Origin of the sequence: Catenulispora sp. EB89 (assembly GCF_041261445.1) — a bacterium.
GTDB lineage: Bacteria > Actinomycetota > Actinomycetes > Streptomycetales > Catenulisporaceae > Catenulispora.
In genome coordinates this window covers 73,363-91,099 of sequence record NZ_JBGCCU010000011.1, presented here as the reverse complement: position 1 = coordinate 91,099, position 17,737 = coordinate 73,363, and the positions used below count along the sequence as shown (strand labels likewise).

Sequence of the window (17,737 nt, the reverse complement as noted above, 5' to 3'; positions counted from 1 at the left end):
ATGAAGGCTCTGCAGGCTCTCTGCAATCGTTCTGCAATCGTTCCCGCAAATGTAGCGAGATCCTGAAGCAGGCACCAGATCCCTCCTGGTTGCCCCTCCTGAGAACGATTGACTACGCTGGCCCCATGGCGGTGACGATCAATGACGTGGCCAGGGCGGTCGGCGTCTCGACGTCCACGGTGTCCCGGGCCTTCACCCTGCCGGACCAGGTCCGCGCCGAGACCCGCGAGCGCATCCTGGAGGTCTCCGCCGAACTCGGCTACGTCCCCAACCCCTCGGCGCGCTCGCTGCGAGCCGGCGCCACCGCGACGCTCGGCATGATCATCCCGGACATCGCCAACCCCTTCTTCCCGCCGATCTTCAAGGCCCTGCAACAGCGCGCCCGGCAGCTCGGCTACACCACGCTGGTCGCGGACTGCGACGACCGCGAGAGCGCGGAGCTGGACGCCATCGCGGCCATCGCCAACCGCGTGGACGGCCTGCTGCTGTGGGCCTCGGCGCTCCCGGACGAGCGGCTGCGCACCATCGCCGCGCAGACGCCGCTGGTGCTGGTGAACCGGGACGTCGAGGGCATCAGCAGCCTGCGCATCAACCTGACCGACGGCGTCCGCCAGGCCGGCGAACTGCTCTTCGCCCTGGGCCATCGGCACTGCGCTCTGATCGACGCCAGCCGTCCCGAGCGGCAGCGGGACAAGCTGTTCGCGGAGGCGTTCCGCGGCCTGGGCCTGACCGTAACCGAGCTGGGCCCGTACGAGCCGCGGTTCGAGACCGGCGTGCACGCGGCCACGCTGATCGCCTCCAGCGGCGCGACCGCCGTGCTGGCGCACAACGACCTGGTCGCGCTCGGCGCGTTGCAGCAGTTCACGGCGCTGGGGGTGCGGGTGCCGACGGACGTAAGCCTGGTCGGGATCGACGACACGCTGCTCGCCTCGGTGTGCACTCCGGCGCTGACGAGCGTGCGGATTGATGCCGGCGAGCTGGCTGCGGCGGCGTTGGAGCTGCTGGTGGAGGCGGTCGGCGGGGGGCGGGGCGGGGCGACTGAGGAGCACAGGCGGGCCGTGGTCGGATCGCGGCTGGTGCCGCGGGCGTCGACGGGTCCGGCGCCGGTGGGGCGTTGAGCGGCAGGGCGTTGAGCGCCTAATAGCTGCGGCATCGAACGCTGAGCCCTTCAAGCGTCGGTCATGGAAGCATGGGTGAGTGACTGCCAGCTCGCGTGCTCTTTCGTTCAACTCGGCCGCCGCGCAGTACGAGGCGAGCCGCCCTTCATATCCGTCCGCACTGTTCGACGCCGTCGAGGAGTTCCTGGGCCGTCCGCTGACCGGCACGCGCGTCGCGGATGTCGGCGCGGGCACCGGTATCGCTACCAGGCTCCTGAGCCGGCGCGGCGCCGAGGTGATCGGCGTGGAGCCCGGCGGGGAGATGGCTGCGCAGTTCCGGGAGGCGTTGCCGGACGTGCCGGTCGTGCGCGGCGACGGCAATGCCCTGCCGCTCCGCGACGCCTCGCACGACCTCCTGACCTACGCGCAGTCCTGGCAATGGACCGACACCACGCGCTCCGTGCCGGAGGCGCTGCGGGTCCTGCGCCCCGACGGCGCGCTCGCGGTCTGGTGGAACACGACGGCGTTCGACGTGCCGTGGATCAGCGCGCAGCACGAGCGCATCGCACGGCACTGCGGGGTGACTGCGCGGTCGTCGGTGCGTCCCAGTGATGAGGAGGCGGTCGAGCTCGCGGGTCTGAGCGGGCTGCGCGTCGTGCGGCGGCAGATCCATTGGCAGCGCACGGTCTCCCTCGACACGCATCTGGGCAACATCGGCAGCCGCTCGGCGTTTCTCGTTCTGGAGCAGGCTTCGAAGGATGCGTTTTTCGCTGACGAGCGAGGCAGGCTGCAGGACCTCTTCCCTGACGGGAGCGTCGAAGAGGCCTACGTCGTCGATCTGCTGATCGCGGCCCGATGATCGACTTCGACGCGCTGCGGCGCGACATACGCATCGCCGCCGAGGCGACGTTCGCCGACCTGGAGGCCAGGTACCCCGGCGAGGTCTGCGGCTACGCGCTGTACTCCGACTCCAGTGGCATCACCGTCTGCTGCGCCGCCAACACCCGCTACCAGCTGGCCGCCGCGCAGGCGAGGTACCCGGACGCGGCCGAGATGTGCCGCTGGAGTCCCGCCGAGTGGGGGTACGAGGGGATCGGCGGGACTGTGTTCGGACCGCTGTCCAAGCGGCTGTACGCGCACTGGTCTGCCTGCCTCGACGACACCGGCTTCGATGGCGGATTCGACGCCGACGCCTTCCGGAACGAGGTGTACGAGGCGTGTGTCGCGACGCTGGAGTCCCTTGCGCGGGAAGGGTTTTTCGGCGGACCGGATAGCGATGGCGGGCGAGACAGCGTGGTGGTGTTCGTCGTGTCCGACGACGAGGACGATGCTCGGGACCGTCGCTGGATCCAGCGGCTCAACCCGCCTGGCCTCGCGCGCTCGTACAGGTAGCCCGCGCGTCGGTTGCCCACAATTCCGCAAGAAATGCAAATCGGCGCCAACGCTGCATTGCTCACAGATATTCAATAGCGTCAAGCGTGACTCTTGCCACATCCGAAAATGGCAAGTCCACTCGCGGTATAAGTGATAACGTTCAAGCGCAACAAGCCGTCGGCGCCAATGTCGGCCGCGCAAGTCAGGGCCCCATAGCGCCCGAACAGCTCCCGCAGCACCCTCAGCAACCAGCGCGTTCCCCCAAGTCGACCAAGGCCGGGGAATGCCGCCGGGTGCTGCCCTTTTCCATTTTCCGGACCGTCATCAGCGTGGGCTTCGGCATGCGCTGAATCGCCATTCCTTGGAGCGCTCATGTCCATTAATGACACCATTGCGGCCGCCGCGTCCGCCGGCGATAAAGGCGACCGAGCCGCGCCGCCCGGCGGCCGTCGCCTGGGCCTGGCGCTGTTCGTCATCGCCGCCGCGCAGCTGATGATCGTCCTGGACGGCACCATCACCAATATCGCCCTGCCGAGCATCCAGACCCACCTGCACATGTCGGCCGCGAACCTGGCGTGGGTGGTCAACGCGTACGCGTTGGCCTTCGGCGGGCTGCTGCTGGTGGGTGGGCGTGCCGGCGACCTGTTCGGACGCCGGCGCGTCTTCCGTGCCGGGATCGCGGTGTTCACCGTCGCCTCGCTGCTCGGCGGGCTCGCGCCGGACTCCGGCGTGCTGCTGGCCGCGCGGGTGTTGCAGGGGGTCGGCGCGGCGCTGGCGGCGCCGAGTGCGTTGTCGCTGATCGCGACGACGTTCCCGGCGGGCAAGCCACGGAACACCGCGATGGGCGTGTACGCGGCCATGGCCGGTATGGGCGCGACCATCGGGCTGCTCGCCGGCGGGGTGCTGACCGACTATCTGGACTGGCGGTGGGTGTTCTTCGTCAACATCCCCATCGGGCTGGCGGTGCTGGCCGGCACGTCGCAGCTCGCTGAGGCCGAGCGGCATCCGGGGCGGCTCGACGTGCCGAGTGCGGTCAGCGGGACCGGTGGGTTGGTCGCGCTGGTGTACGCCATCACGCGGGGCGGCGACCACGGGTGGGGCGATGCGCTGACGATCGCGTCGTTCGTTGCGGCGGCGGTGCTGCTGGCGGCGTTCCTGCTCCAGCAGGCTCGGACCAAACATCCGCTGATGCCGCTGCGGCTGTTCGGCGAGCGCGTGCGGGCTGGTAGCTACGCCACGATGCTGCTTGTCGGGTCCGGAATGTTCGCGACCTTCTATTTCCTGACGATGTACATGCAGATGGTGCTCGGGTACAGCCCGGTCAAGACCGGGTTCGCGTACCTGCCCTTCAGCTTCGGCATGGCCCTGGCGGCGGGAATCAGCTCCAAGCTCGCCACCCACCTGCCGCCCCGCACGATCGCGGCGCCCGGCCTGGCGATCGCGGCGGCGGGCATGCTCTGGTTCGCGACGCTGTCACCCGATTCGGCGTTCGCGACGCACCTGATGCCGGCGATGATCGTCACGGCGCTGGGACTGGGACTGACCTTCGTCCCGATGACGCTGACCGCAGTGCACGGCGTCGAGCACCGCGACGCGGGCATCGCCTCGGCGCTGCTGAACACGGCCCAGCAGGTCGGCGGGGCGCTCGGGCTGGCGGTGCTGTCGACGCTGTCGACCCGCGCAGCCGACCGGCGGCTCCCGGACGCCGCCGGGGCGTTCGCACGGGGCGCCGCCGGACGCGATGCGGCGCTGGTCGGCAGGGCTGGCGATGCGCTGACGCATGGGTACACCGTCGCGTTCGGAGCTGCGGCGGTGTTCTTTCTCGGGGCGCTGGTGATCACGGCGGTGGCGATCAATGCCGGGAAGCAGGAGCACGCTGCGGAGGGTGCGGCGGTTCACATGGGCTAAGGCTGAGGCTGAGGCTGGAGCTCACACGATGCCGGGGACGCGCCACGCGTTCCCGGCATGCCAGGGCAGCCGCCAAAACCGCTGAACACCGGCGCCTAGCACCGCGACCTGCGGCGCTCAACCGAACGCCGCCCCCGTCACTCCCCCGGAGCCGGAGCCGTGCTCTCCCGCACCGCCAGCGTCGGCGGCAGCAGCGTCACCCCGGACTTGCCCGCGTCCGGGCCCAGCAGCATCTCCACCGCCTGGCGGCCCAGCTCCTGTGCGGGCACCGGGATCGTCGTCAGGCGGGGCGAGGTCTGGAGCGCCACGGGCTCGTCGGGGCCGATCGCCACTATCGACACCTCCTCCGGGACCGTGCGGCCCGAGGAGCGGAGCAGGCCCAGCAGGGGTGCGATCATCGCCTCGTTCTGCACCACCAGGCCGGTGGTGTCCGGGCGGTCCTCGAAGATGCGGGCCAGGACGCCGGCCGCGCCTTCGAACGAGGCGTCGCAGGGGCGGTGCACCGAGCGCAGGCCGCGCTTGCGGCACTCCTCCTGGAACCCGGCAAGGGTTCGTTCGGCAAAGCCGGTGTGGCGGCGGTAGACGCCCTCGCTCTGGCCGATGAAGGCGATCTCGCGGTGCCCGAGGTCGGCCAGGTGGTCCGCGGCCATGGCGCCGGCGCCGGCGAAGTCCAGGTCCACGCAGGACAGGCCCGTCGGGTCTGCCGGCAGGCCGATCAGGGAGGCGCGGGTGCCCTGGCTGCGCAGCACCTCCACCCGCTCGTCCTCCAGCTCGACGTCCATCAGGATCACGCCGTCGGCCAGGCCGCTGCCGGCCACCCGGCGCACGCCGTCGGGGCCCTCGTCGTTGGTGATCAGCAGCACGTCGTGCCCGTACTGGCGCGCGGTGGTGGTGACCGCGATGGCGATCTGCATCATCACCGGCACGTACAGATCCGTGCGCAGCGGCACCACCAGCGCCACGATGTGCGACTTGCTGCTGGCCAGCGCCCGCGCCCCGGCGTTCGGGTGGTAGCCCAGGGCGTCGATCGCGGCCTGCACGCGCACCCGCGTGGAGTCCGAGATCGAGCGCTTGCCGCTCAGGACGTAGGAGACCGTGCTCGGCGAGACTCCCGCGTGCTTCGCCACTTCGGCGAGTGTCGCCATCCTCGTTCCCTGGCCCTTCGGATCGGTCATGCCTGTCATTGTGGACTGTCGGCGGCGCTGTCGCGGAGCAGGACGCCATAGCCGGGCAGTTCGAGTCCGGCAGAGGCGGAGGCGAAAGCGGCGGAAGCGGCGGGGTCGGCGGCAAGACCGCCGGCCGCGTCGGCGCCGAGGTCGATCGAGACCGCCTCCGCGTTGTGGTTGAGCAGCACCAGGGTGGTGCCGCGCCGCACCGCCTCGACCCCGGCCGGAAGCCCCGCGACCACCGGTGCGACGCCGGCGCCGAAGGCTGCGGCGGCGAGGATCCGGTCCAGCCCGTCGAGGCTCGGCTGGACCGCGACGTACCAGGCCGTGCCCCGGCCGTGAGCATTCCGGGTCACCGCGGCCCGGCCGTCCTTCAGCTCGGCGACGACCTGCGCCCCGCGCGGATGCGCCAGCTCAGTCCAGTCGACGGCGTCGAACGCGCCGAGCTCGGAGGACTGGCAGGGCTCTGTCTCGCCGTCGTCCAGCGGATGGAGCTCCTCGACGAACACCCCCAGCGCCTCCCGCAGCGCAGCGGCCTGATACCCGCCGGGGTGCAGACGCGTCGTCTCGTCGACGGTCCCGGTCAGGTACCCGGCGACCAGGCACCCGCCGTCGGCGGCGTACCCGGCGAGGTGTTCGGCGTCGGCGGTGGACAGCACGTGCAGCGCGGGCGCCAGCACCAACGCATAGCCGCCGAGATCGTCGCCGATCCGCACGAAGTCCACGGCGATGTTCTGCCGCCACAGCGAGGCGTGCCACTGCTTCACGATCCGCGAGTAGTCGACGCGCTCGGAAGGCTGCCCCCGACCGCCCAGCGCCCAGCGGCTCGGCCAGTCCAGGACGATCGCGGCGCGCGCCGTCACGGTCGTCCCGACCAGCTTCCTGAGATCGTCGCGGTCGGCCAGCTCGCGGCCGTGCTCGGTGATCTCGCGGAAGCCGCGGGTGTCCGGCCCGGCGTTCGGCAGCATCCCGGCGTGGAACCGCTCGGCTCCGGCCGACGCCTGCCGCCACTGGAAGAACAGGGAGGCGTCCGCGCCGCGAGTGATGGCCTGGAGCGAGAACAGGCGCATCCGGCCGGGCTGTTTGTGCTTGTTCACCGGCCGCCAGTTCACCTCCGACGGGGACTGCTCCATGAGCACCCACGGCCGGCCGCCGGACAGCGAGCGCGCCAGGTCGGCGGCGTAGGCGTGGTCCGCGCCCGCCTCGGGGCCGAGCGCGGGGTCGGGGTAGGAGTCGACGGAGGCAAAGTCGAAGCGTCCGCGCAGGTCCCACTGGTCGACGGCGAAGAAGTCGGGGATCAGGTTCGTGGTGATCGGCAGCTCGGGATTGTGGCGGCGCAGGATCGCTGCTTCGGCGTCGAAGCACGCGACCAGGGCGTCGGACTGGTAGCGGCTGTAGTCCAGGACCTGCGCGGGGTTGAGCATGTAGGGGGCGGCGCGTGGCGGCTTGATCTCGGGCCAGGCGCCGTAATGCTGGCTCCAGAAGGCGGTGCCCCAGGCGTGGTTCAGCGCGGCCAGGCCGTCGTCGCCCTCGCCGTAGCGCTCGCGCAGCCAGCGGCGGAAGCCGAACTCGCAGTTGCGGCACCAGCACCAGGGGCCGGGCTCGTTGCCGACGTGCCACATCACGACGGCCGGGTGGTGCGCGTAGCGGGCCGCCAGGTCCTCGACGATCGCGTCGGCACGCTCCCGGTACACCGGCGAGGAGGGACAGTACTGGTTGCGGGAGCCGTAGCCGAGCACGACGCCGTCGGCCATCACCGGCAGGGTGTCGCGGTGCAGGTGGCCGAGCCACGGCGGCGGGGAGGCGGTCGGGGTGGCGAGGATCGCGCTGATCCCGTTGCCCTGCAACAGGTCCAGGACGCGGTCCAGCCACGAGAAGTCACGCAGGCCCGGCCGCGGCTCGTAGCGGGCCCAGGAGAAGACGCCGACGGTGGCGGTGTTGACGCCGGCCCGCCGCATCAGGGCCATGTCCTCGGCCCACACCTCTTCCGGCCACTGCTCGGGGTTGTAGTCGCCACCGTAGAGGAGCCGACCGCGCGTAGCGTCGTTGAGGTGGGGCACCGGGCGGACCTTCCGGGAGCTGAGGTAATCGAAGCGCTTCGATGTCGAAGGTACGGCAGACCGCCTGTCAGACACAAGGCCCGTGCGGGGATGCTATCCCCGTAACACGGGCACCGCAGGAGAAACCATCGAAGCGCTTCGATGCGTCACCGCAGCAATCGGTCCCGATCAGCCTCAAGCGCCGGCCACGCGACGATCAGAAACGTCGCGACCGGGCCGAGAACAAGCGACAGCAGGAACCAGTTCCAGCCGCTGCGGCCCTTCCCCTGTGCCAAGCCGGCGTTCACCAGGCTCAGTGTGAACCAGCCCGCTCCCGTGCTGACATAACCATCCATCCCCGCCCCCGTTCTCCGTGCCAAAGTGCCGGGCAGATCGCCCGGCACCTGAGCACCATTCTCCGGATCCGTCCCGACTTCGCTACCCCTTGATCGCCCCCGTCAGCATGCCCTTGGCGAAGTGCTTCTGCACGAACGGCGTCAGCACGATGATCGGCACCAGCGACAGCGACACGACGCACATCTGCAAGCCCAGCTGCGAGGCGTTCTGCAGCCCGCCGATCCCGGTCGTCCCCATCCCCGGCATCTGGTTCCCGGAGTACGTGTACTCGTAGATCACCATCGCCAGCGGCCACTTGCGGCTGTCGGGTTCGTACAGCAGCGCGTTGAAGAACGTCCCCCAGTACGTGACCGCGTAGAACATCGTCATCACCGCGAGCACCGGCCGCGAGGTCGGGATCACCACCGACCACAGCAGCCGCCACTCGTTCGCGCCGTCCAGGCGGGCGGCCTCGATCATCTCCGCCGCGGTGTTCTGGAAGAACGAGCGGATGATCAGGATGTTGAAGACGTTGACCATCGACGGCAGGATCATCGCCCACAGGCTGCCGTACAGCTTCAGGTCGCTGACCACCAGGAACGTCGGGATCAGGCCGCCGTTGAAGAACATCGTGACGATCAGCATCAGCAGCAGCGGCCGCTGCCCCAGCGAGCGCGGGCGCGACAGGCCGTAGGCGCACAGCACGCTGACGAACATCGACAGCGCCGTGCCGATCAGGGTCACGAACAGGCTGACGTACAGCGCCTGCGACACCGTCCCGCCGGAGAAGATCAGCTGGTAGTTCTGCAGGCTCAGCCCGTGCGGCACCAGTACCAGCCCGCCGGCGCCGTTGATCGAGCCCTTGGTCGAGAAGCTGGTCAGCACCACGGCCCACACCGGCACGACGACCAGCGCGCACACCACGGTCAGCACCGTGCCCTTGCTGAACTGCCCGAACCGGGTCGGCGACTCCTCCCAGACCTCGCGGCCCTTGGCCCGCTTGCGCGGGGCGGTGGTGACCGTGCGCGGGGTTTCCGTCAGAGAGCTCATTTGCGATACAACCCGTCCTCACCGAAAGCGTGCGCGAGTCTGTTGGCGCCCAGGATCAGGATCAGCGACAGCACCGCCTTGAACAGCCCCGCCGCGGCGCCGTAGCTGTAGTCGGCGCCCATCGTGGTGGCCGAGCCGAACCCGCCGCCGATGCCGTAGATGTAGGAGTACGTGTCCAGCACGTCCGCGGCCCCGGCCCCGACCGCCTGCCGCTGGATCAGCATCTGCTCGAACCCGACGCTCAGCGCGTTGCCCAATCGCAGCACCAGCATCAGCACCACGATCCCGCGCAGCCCCGGCATCGTGATGTGCCGCATCCGCCGCCAGCGTCCGGCGCCGTCCACCGCCGCCGCCTCGTACAGGGACTGGTCGATCGCGGCCAGCGCGGCCAGGAACACGATCAGCCCCCAGCCCGCCTCCTTCCACACCGCCTGCGCGGTCACCAGGTACTTGAACGTGTGCGGGTCCGTCATGACGTTCCACGACGAGATCCCGTGCTTGTTCAGGAACACGTTCAGCACGCCCGCGCCGCCGAGGAACTCCTGGAAGATCGTGATGACCAGCACGTAGGAGAAGAAGTGCGGCAGGTACACGACGGCCTGGATGAGACCGCGGATCTTCGGGCTCAGGATCGTGTTGACCATCAGCGCCAGCGCGATCGGGATCGGGAAGTACAGCACCAGCTGCACGAAGCTGATCACCAGCGTGTTCTCGAACGCGTGCCAGAAGTCCGGGTTGGCGACCAGCTGGCGGAACTCGTCGAGCCCGACGAAGTCGCTGTGGAGCAGGCCCTGGTAAATGTCGTAGTGCTCGAAGGCCACGATGATGCCGGCCATCGGCAGGTAGTTGAACAGCAGGAGCAGCAGCAGGGCCGGGAGCGTCATCAGCAGCAGGGACTTGTCCCTGCGGAACCGTATGCGGAAGGACATCCGCGAACGCGGGCTTGAGGGCGATCCCGAACGGAAGCGGAAACGCGACCGAGAGCGTGACCCGGGCGGCGCCGTCGACGCGCTCACCTCTAGTTCCCCGTGCCGTACTGCTTGGCGATGCCCTCGTAGAAGTCGCGCAGCTGGTTGCCGCCGCTGTTCTGCCACGTGGTCAACGCCGACTGGTAGTCCGACACGCTCTTGCGCCCCATCCGCACATCGGTGATGACCGCCTCCAGGGCCGTGCTCGCCTTCGCGGTCTGGGCCGGCTCGCTGACGTTCATCGCGTAGAACATCGGCTTGTAGGCGTGCTGGGCCACGTCGGCCTGCCAGGCGGCGTAGTCCTTGGTGATCTGGTTGTAGCCGGAGTTGAAGGTGACCGCCTGGCAGTTGGCCAGCTGGTCCAGGGTGTCGGTGACGTCCTTGTTGCCCTGGTCGGTGAGGATCGGCGCGCCGTCGGTCATCGTGTAGTCGACGCCCTCCTTGCCGTACCGGGCGATCAGGTACTCTGCGCTGCCGAAGGGGGCGGCGAGGTAGTTCGCGATCCGCAGCAGTTCCTTGACCTGGGCGTCACTCAGCTTCTTGTTCAAGTACGAGAACATGCCGGCGCTCGGATAAAGCGGCATCGACGCGGTGCCGCCGTCGAAGGCGAAGACCTTGAAGGCCTGCCGCTCATAACCGGGGTTCGCCGCGACCCCGCTCTGCGAGTCCCCCTTGTTCCACGACCCGCTGCCGTCCCCGGTGATCACGGTCTTGCCGGCCCAGAAGCGGTTCTTGGCCTTCGAGGCGTCGCCGGCCAACGCGTCGGGATGGATCAGACCGCCCTTGGCCAGGGAGTTGGCGAAGCTCAACAGCTCCAGGAACTCCGGCACCTCGTAGCCGTTGACCAGCTTGCCGGTGCTGTCGCGCTTCCATCCGGTGCGGCCGTTGTTCGCCGGCACGTTGAAGAGCTGATACAGGTACATGCCCAGGTCGTCGAACGCGTACTGGCCCTTCGCCGGAACGGTGACCTGCTTGCCGGCCGCCTTGAGCTGGTCGGCGGACTTGATAGCGGAGGCGTCGACGCCGGCGGCCTTGAAGAGGTCCGCGCGATAGAACAGTGCGCCCGGGATGGTGGCGGCCGAGGTCCACAGCGGGATGCCGTACAGCTTGCCGTTCCACACCGCGGCCTGCCAGCCGCCGGTCGGGATGGCCGCGAGGTTCGGGTAGTCCAGGATCTTGTCGCCGGCCAGGTACGGGGTCAGGTCCTTGAAGTACTTGTCGACGCCCTCGGCGAAGTTCTGGATCGCGGAGACGTTCCAGCCCGGCACGTCCAGCCAGTCCGGGATGTTGCCGGAGGCGAAGCGCGTGGCCAGCATCGTGGCGTAGTTGTTGCCGTCCGACGGGCTGTCGGTCAGCGTCGCGCCGAGCGCCTGGTTCACCGCGGTGTAGTAGCTGTTGCCCGGCGCCGGGACCGAGCCCCAGATCGGCGAGACCGCCTGGTAGGAGCCGCCGTTGCCGACCGCGCCGGTCACCGACTTCGGCGGCGAGGCGGGATAGGACAGGAACGCCGGGTCGCTGGCCGAGCCGTTCGCCCCGGAGACCGAGGGGATGTCGGGGGTGACCGCGGTGCTCGCCTTGTAGGTCGGGAGCACCGCCTGCACCGCGTTCTTCGCGGCGACGCCGCTCTCTTTGGTCGCGGCCTTGCCGGAACCGCACGCGGACAGCAGCGGGGCAGCGGCTACAGCACCGCCGAGAGCTGCGGAGGTCTTGAATATCTGGCGGCGGGAGAAGCCGTCGGAACTCGCCATGGGACCCTCCATATCGAAACAGACATACCTGACTGGGTGAAACGTGGAACCTCACGCGCCAAGGGTCAGCACCACGGTGTCGCCCTCGGCCTGCACGGCTTCCGCTCCGGAGAGTTGGACCCGCCAGTCGCGCGCGCCGCCGGAGGAGGTCACGCGGATCTCGCGGCCCTTCCTCGTCGTGGTGAACGTGGCCAGCACTGTGCCGTCCGCGGCCGGGATGGCCGTGGAGACCTCGGCGCCGTCGTCGAGCTCGAACACCCGCAGCGTGACGCCCGCGGCGTAGTCGTACTCCGGCCCGTCGTCGACCGCGCCGATCGGGATCACCGATCCCGGCCGGGCCAGCAACGGGACGCTGTCGAACCCGTGCTGCTCGGCGGCCCAGCGCGGCCCGACGAGCTTGTCCCCCGTCAGCAGGTGCGTCCACGTGCCTTCGGGCACGTAGTACCGCACCGTCCCGTCGGCGGTGAACACCGGCGCGACCAGCAGGTCGTCGCCGAGCATGTACTGCCGCTCCAGGTGCGTGCACGCCGGGTCGTCGGGGAACTCCAGCACCATCGCCCGCATCACCGGCACGCCGCTGCCGACCGCCTGCTCCGCGCTCTGGAGCAGGTACGGCATCAGCCGGGCCTTGAGCTTGGTGAAGTGCCGCAGCACGTCCACCGCCTCCTCGTCGAACAACCAGGGGACGCGGTAGGACTCGTGGCCGTGCAGCCGGCTGTGCGAGGACAGCAGCCCGAAGGCGATCCAGCGCTTGAACACCGCCGGATCCGGCGTGCCCTCGAAGCCGCCGATGTCGTGGCTCCAGTACCCGAAGCCCGACAAGCCCAGCGAGAGCCCGCCGCGCAGGCTCTCGGCCATCGCCTCGAACGTCGACTCGCAGTCGCCGCCCCAGTGCACCGGGAACTGCTGCGAGCCGACCGTCGCCGAGCGGGCGAAGACCAGCGCCTCACCCTCGCCGCGCCGCTTGCGCAGCAGCTCGAAGACGGTCTGGTTGTAGTAGTACGCGTACAGGTTGTGCACGCGCTCCGGATCGGAGCCGTCGGCGTAGACCACATCGGTCGGGATGCGCTCGCCGAAGTCTGATTTGAAGCAGTCCACGCCCATCTCGACCAGCGCGTCCAGCTTGCCCGCGTACCACTGCCGGGCCTCGGGGTTGGTGAAGTCGACGACCGCCAGGCCCGGCTGCCACAGGTCCCACTGCCACACGTCGCCGTTGGGCCGCCGCAGCAGGTACCCGGCCGCCTTGGCCTCGGCGAACAACGGCGAGCGCTGGGCTATGTAAGGGTTGATCCACACGCATACGCGCAGGCCGCGGGCTTTCAGCCGCTCCAGCATCCCGCGCGGGTCGGGGAAGGTACGCGGATCCCACTCGAAGTCGCACCAGTTGAACTCGCGCATCCAGAACGAGTCGAAGTGGAACACCGACAGCGGCAGGTCGCGCCGCACCATCTCGTCGATGAACGCCCCGACGGTCGCCTCGTCGTAGTCGGTGGTGAAGGACGTGGACAGCCACAGTCCGTAGGACCAGGCCGGAACCCGGGGCGGCCGGCCGGTCAGCGCGGTGTACTTGCGCAGGATCTCCCGGGGCGTGGGGCCGTAGATGAGGAAGTACTCCAGGCTCTGGCCCTCGACGCTGAACTGGGCCCGCGCCACCGACTCGGAGGCCACCTCGAAGGAGACCCGGCCGGGGTGGTTGACGAACACGCCGTAGCCTGCGTTGGTCAGGAAGAACGGGACGTTCTTATACGCCTGCTCGCTGGCCGTGCCGCCGTCGGCGTTCCAGCTGTCCACGGACTGGCCGTTCTTCACCAGCGGACCGAAGCGCTCGCCGAGGCCGTAGACGAAGGCGTCGACCGCCAGGTCCAGCTGCTCGCGGACGAAGTGCCCGCCCTCGGCGGTGTCGATCGCGGCCATCGCCTTGGTCCCGCTGCCGGTCAGGCGCCGGCCCTCGGCCAGGAAGTCCAGGCTCCAGCGCGGCCCCTTGGCGATCCGGGCCGTCAGCGCGCCGGAGGTGAAACTCAGCGCGTCGTCGTCCTCGACGATCACCGGGGTCTCGGGCTCCCCCTCCACCAGCACGAAGTCCGGCTTGCGGTCCTGCCCGGCGAAGTGCGTGACGGTCACCCGGACCACGTCCGGCAGCGGCGCGGCGAACGCCACCGTCAGCGCCGGGCCGCGCAGCAGGTCGTCGCGGTCGCGGAAGCGGTAGCAGGGGGCGTGCACGACCAGCGAGTCCGGCCCGATCTGCCCGTCGAGCACCTGGGCGGGATAGGACGCCTGGACGCCCGGCCGCATCATCCAGTAGCCGTCGGTGAACTTCACAGGACCCCCTTCGGGTCTTCGGGTGCGCTCGATCGAAGCGCTTCGACCTCCGACGCCAACCCGATCACCGACTCATCGTCGATGCTTGTCGACGTTGTCGAAGCGCTTCAATGATGCGTCATCGTAAGGGCGTGCCGATGCACGAAACAACACCTGGCGGAAACTTTGCAGAACGCGGCTGTCGGGAGGCAGCGGTCAGACGGCGCCGATCAGAAGGCGGTGATCGACCCCGACGCGCGCTCGGCACGGCTCAGCGCACGAATCAGCGCCCCGGGGCCGTGCTTGCGAGCAGCGACCGCGGCGAGCAGGCCGATGACGGCGTCCGTCGCCGCGACCGGCAGCCCAGGCGCCGGCACCGCGACGCTGACCGCGAGGTCGTCGAGGTGGACGACAAGCTCCATCATCCGGTTGAGCAGAAGGTCGTCCAGCAGCAACGCGGGCGGGCCCCACGGGAACTGCACCAGCCGCCGCTCCGGCTGACCCGGCAGGTCCCGGCGCAGGCGGTCGAGCACGTCAGCGGTCTGCTCGGCCAACAGCTTCGGGCCGACCTCCGCGTACTGCGCACCGCTGGCCCTGATCGTGAGGTGGACCTCGCCGTCCGGCTCGGCGTTGAGCCACCTGGCGTTGAGCAGGTGGTCCAGCGCGGCGACCGGCTCGGTGGCGGGGTCGAGGTCGGAGCCGTCCAGCACCTTGGCGACCACGTTGACCTGGCCTGCCAGATGGCCCGCCAATCCGCTGACGGTGTAGCCGGCCAGGGCGCTAGGCTCGTCCCAGGCCTGGGCCACGGCCGGGTGCGCCAGCAGGTTCGCCGCCGCTTCGGCTGCCGCGAGGTAACTCTCCCTGATCATGAGCTGACCCTCTCGGAACACGGGGGCGCCGGACTCCCGACGATGACAGCGAACACGTTCGACACTAGCGTTCTCGCTCATGGCCTTCGTCGACATGACCTTGAAAGAACTCCGCGACTACCTCCCCGCGCGCACCGAGCCCGCCGACTTCGACGCCTTCTGGGCCGCGACCCTGGCCGAGGCGCGCGAGACCGGCCTCGGGGCGCGGTTCGAGCCCGTGGAAACGCGGCTGACCACAGTCGCGGTCGAGGACGTGACCTTCCACGGCTTCGGCGGCCAGCCGGTGAAGGGCTGGCTGGTACGACCGGCCAGCGCGACCGGGCCGCTGCCGACCATCGTCGAGTTCGTCGGCTACGGCGGCGGCCGCGGCCTGCCGCACGAGCGGCTGGTGTGGGCCAGCGCCGGCTACGCGCACCTGACCATGGACACGCGCGGCCAGGGCAGCGCCTGGCAGGTCGGCGACACCCCGGACGACGGGCCGGCCGGCAACTCCTTCCCCGGCTTCGCCACGCGCGGCGTGCTGGATCGCGACACCTACTACTACCGGCGGCTCTACACCGACGCCGTGCGCGCGGTCGAGGCCGCTCGCACGCATCCGGCCGTCGACCCGGCCCGCGTCCTGGTCGCCGGCGGCAGCCAGGGCGGCGGTATCGCGCTGGCCGTCGCCGGCCTGGTCGGCGACCTCGCCGGGGTCGTCACCGACGTCCCGTTCATGCAGCACATCCGCCACGCGACCGAGATCACCGACTGCACCCCCTACAAGGAGATCGCCGAGTTCTGCAAGGTCCACCGGGACAAGGTGGACCGCGTCTTCGACACCATCTCCTCCGTCGACGGCACGAACTTCGCAGCGCGCGCCACCGCCCCGGCGCTGTACTCGGTGGCGCTGATGGACGACATCTGCCCGCCCTCGACCGTCTTCGCCTCCTTCAACCACTACGCGGGGCCGAAGGAGATCGAGGTCTACCCGTACAACGGTCACGAGGGGGGCGGGGCGCATCACGTGGCGCGCGCCTTGGAGTTCGCGCGGTCGGTGAGCGCTTAGCCGGTGTCGCAGATGCCTGTCAGCGGGTGTCTCGGACATCTGTCGGCCGATACCGGATGCCTGTCGACCGGCCTCAGATGCCCGTCCCGTACTGTTTGACGATGCCGTCGTAGAACGTGCGCAGCGGGTCGCCCGCGTTGGTGACCCAGCTGCTCAGCGCGGTCTGGTAGTCCGCGACGGACTTGCGGCCGTACTTCACGTCGGTGATGACCGACTCCAGCGCCGTGGTGGCCTTCGCGGTCTGCTGCGGCTCGGTGATGTTCATGGCGTAGAACATCGGCTTGTAGGCGTGCTGTACGGCATCGGCCTGCCAGGCGGCGTAGTCCTTGGTGATCTGGTTGTACCCGGAGTTGAAGGTGATCGCCTGGCAGTTGGCGAGCTGGTCGTAGGTGTCGGTGACGATCTTGTTGCCCTCGTCGTTGAGCGCGGGCCCGGCGGAGGTGACGGTGTAGGTGGTGCCTTCCTTGCCGTACCGGGACACCAGGTATTCCTCGGTGCCGAACGGCGCGGCCAGGTAGTCCGCGATCCGTAGCAGCTCCTTGACCTGGGCGTCGGTGAGCTTCTTGTTCAGGTACGAGAACATGCCGGCGCCGGCGCCGAGTCCGATGGTCGGGGTGCTGCCGTCGAAGGAGAAGACCTTGAAGCCCTGGCGGATGTAGCTCGGGTTGGCCGCGACGCCGCTGAGCGCGTCGGCCTTGTTCCACGCCCCGGTGCCGCCGGCGGAGATGACGCTCTTGCCGGCCCAGAACCGGTTGTCGGCCTTGGAGGCGTCGCCGGACAGCGCGTCGGGGTGCATGTAGCCGCTCTTGGCGAGCTTGTTGGCGAAGGCCAGGTATTCCAGGAACTCGGGCTGCTCGTACTTGCTGATCAGCTTGCCGGTCGAGTCGGCCTTGAAGCCGGTGCCGGTGGTGGCGGACGTGATGTTGAAGACCTGGAAGAGGTAGACGCCGAGGTCGTCGAACGCGTACTGGCCCTTGGCGGTGTCGGTGAGCTCCTTGCCGAGCTCGAAGAGCTTGTCGGCGGAGGTGATGGTCGAGGCGTCGATGCCGGCGCTCGCAAAGAGGTCGCCGCGGTAGTAGAGCAGGCCGGCGAACAGGCCGGCCGAGGTCCACAGCGGGATGCCGTAGAGCTTGCCGTTCCAGACCCCTGCCTGCCAGCCGCCGGTCGGGATGGCCGCGAGGTTCGGATAGTCCAGCACCTTGTCGCCGGCCAGGTACGGCGTCAGGTCTTTGAAGAACTTGTCGACGCCCTCGGCGAAGTTCTGGATCCCCTGGGTGTTCCAGCCCGGGACGTCCAGCCAGTCCGGGATGTTGCCGGAGGCGAAGCGGGTCGCGAGCATCGTGGCGTAGGTGGTGCCGTCCGACGGGCTGTCGGTCAGGGTCGCGCCGATGGCCTGGTTCACGGCCGTGTAGTAGCTGTTGCCCGCCGGCGGCACCGACCCCCACAGCGGCGTGACCGCCTGGTAGCTGCCGCCGGAGCCGACCGGGCCGGTCACGGACTTCGCCGGGGTCGCCGGGAACGCCAGGAAGCCGGGGTCGCTGGCCGCGCCGTTCGCTCCGGTCACCGGCGGGATGTCGGGGGTGACCAGGGTCGAGGCCTTGTAGGTCGGCAGGACCGACTTGACGGTGCTGGGCGCCGCGGCGCCGCTTTCCTTGACCGCGGCCTTGCCGGAGCCGCACGCCGACAGCAGCGGCGCGGCGGCTATCGCGCCGCCGAGGGCCGCGGACGTCCTGAACACCTGGCGGCGGGAGAAGACAGTCGATCTCGCCATGGGACCCCTCCATCGAAACGGACGTACCTGAAGTACCTGAATTCGCGTGGGTTGTCGAAGGATTGTCG

At 69.5% G+C, this 17,737-nt stretch carries 14 protein-coding genes; 5 read left to right on the top strand and 9 right to left on the bottom strand.

What is annotated here, in order from left to right:
• Positions 1–125: 125 nt before the first annotated feature.
• The 4 genes from ABH920_RS23825 to ABH920_RS23810 all read left to right on the top strand — a co-directional run bounded on the left by ABH920_RS23825 (position 126) and on the right by ABH920_RS23810 (position 4,379).
• On the top strand, positions 126–1,118 hold the full coding sequence (locus ABH920_RS23825; RefSeq protein ID WP_370351314.1) for a LacI family DNA-binding transcriptional regulator: 993 nt from the start codon (positions 126–128) through the stop codon (positions 1,116–1,118).
• Between the two features lie 79 nt (positions 1,119–1,197).
• Positions 1,198–1,956 (top strand): class I SAM-dependent methyltransferase, encoded by a 759-nt coding sequence (locus tag ABH920_RS23820; protein WP_370351313.1) that lies wholly within the window; start codon positions 1,198–1,200, stop codon positions 1,954–1,956.
• Positions 1,953–2,489: a DUF4303 domain-containing protein gene (locus tag ABH920_RS23815; protein WP_370351312.1), complete on the top strand. Its 537-nt coding sequence runs from the start codon at positions 1,953–1,955 to the stop codon at positions 2,487–2,489. The genes ABH920_RS23820 and ABH920_RS23815 overlap by 4 nt, the downstream gene beginning before the upstream one ends.
• 354 nt (positions 2,490–2,843) lie before the next feature.
• The gene (locus tag ABH920_RS23810; protein WP_370351311.1) at positions 2,844–4,379 is read left to right on the top strand and encodes an MFS transporter; all 1,536 of its coding nucleotides are present in this window, start codon (positions 2,844–2,846) and stop codon (positions 4,377–4,379) included.
• Between the two features lie 137 nt (positions 4,380–4,516).
• On the opposite strand, the gene ABH920_RS23805 is transcribed toward ABH920_RS23810, so the two are convergent.
• The 8 genes from ABH920_RS23805 to ABH920_RS23770 form a co-directional block, all read right to left on the bottom strand.
• A complete protein-coding gene (locus ABH920_RS23805) occupies positions 4,517–5,524 on the bottom strand; it encodes a LacI family DNA-binding transcriptional regulator (RefSeq protein WP_370351495.1) in 1,008 nt (335 codons plus the stop codon).
• 35 nt (positions 5,525–5,559) lie between these two features.
• A complete protein-coding gene (locus ABH920_RS23800; protein ID WP_370351310.1) occupies positions 5,560–7,605 on the bottom strand; it encodes a beta-galactosidase in 2,046 nt (681 codons plus the stop codon).
• A 146-nt stretch (positions 7,606–7,751) separates the two neighbouring features.
• Complete coding sequence (locus ABH920_RS23795) at positions 7,752–7,988, bottom strand: hypothetical protein (RefSeq protein WP_370351309.1); 237 nt, start codon at positions 7,986–7,988, stop codon at positions 7,752–7,754.
• A gap of 34 nt (positions 7,989–8,022) precedes the next feature.
• Positions 8,023–8,970: a carbohydrate ABC transporter permease gene (locus tag ABH920_RS23790; protein ID WP_370351308.1), complete on the bottom strand. Its 948-nt coding sequence runs from the start codon at positions 8,968–8,970 to the stop codon at positions 8,023–8,025.
• Positions 8,967–9,899, bottom strand: coding sequence for an ABC transporter permease (locus ABH920_RS23785; protein WP_370351307.1), 933 nt, complete (start codon positions 9,897–9,899; stop codon positions 8,967–8,969). The genes ABH920_RS23790 and ABH920_RS23785 overlap by 4 nt, the downstream gene beginning before the upstream one ends.
• Before the next feature lie 89 nt (positions 9,900–9,988).
• Positions 9,989–11,686: a Tat pathway signal sequence domain protein gene (locus ABH920_RS23780; protein ID WP_370351306.1), complete on the bottom strand. Its 1,698-nt coding sequence runs from the start codon at positions 11,684–11,686 to the stop codon at positions 9,989–9,991.
• A gap of 51 nt (positions 11,687–11,737) precedes the next feature.
• On the bottom strand, positions 11,738–14,005 hold the full coding sequence (gene yicI, locus ABH920_RS23775; RefSeq protein WP_370351305.1) for an alpha-xylosidase: 2,268 nt from the start codon (positions 14,003–14,005) through the stop codon (positions 11,738–11,740).
• Between the two features lie 209 nt (positions 14,006–14,214).
• Positions 14,215–14,853 carry a maleylpyruvate isomerase N-terminal domain-containing protein gene (locus ABH920_RS23770; RefSeq protein WP_370351304.1) on the bottom strand — a complete coding sequence of 213 codons (639 nt, stop codon included), beginning with the start codon at positions 14,851–14,853 and terminating at the stop codon, positions 14,215–14,217.
• A 79-nt stretch (positions 14,854–14,932) separates the two neighbouring features.
• On the opposite strand from ABH920_RS23770, the gene ABH920_RS23765 reads away from it, so the two are divergent.
• A complete protein-coding gene (locus tag ABH920_RS23765) occupies positions 14,933–15,898 on the top strand; it encodes an acetylxylan esterase (protein WP_370351302.1) in 966 nt (321 codons plus the stop codon).
• Positions 15,899–15,971: 73 nt separating this feature from the next.
• Here ABH920_RS23765 and ABH920_RS23760 read toward each other — a convergent pair whose 3' ends face one another.
• Positions 15,972–17,669: a hypothetical protein gene (locus tag ABH920_RS23760; protein ID WP_370351301.1), complete on the bottom strand. Its 1,698-nt coding sequence runs from the start codon at positions 17,667–17,669 to the stop codon at positions 15,972–15,974.
• Positions 17,670–17,737 lie beyond the last annotated feature (68 nt).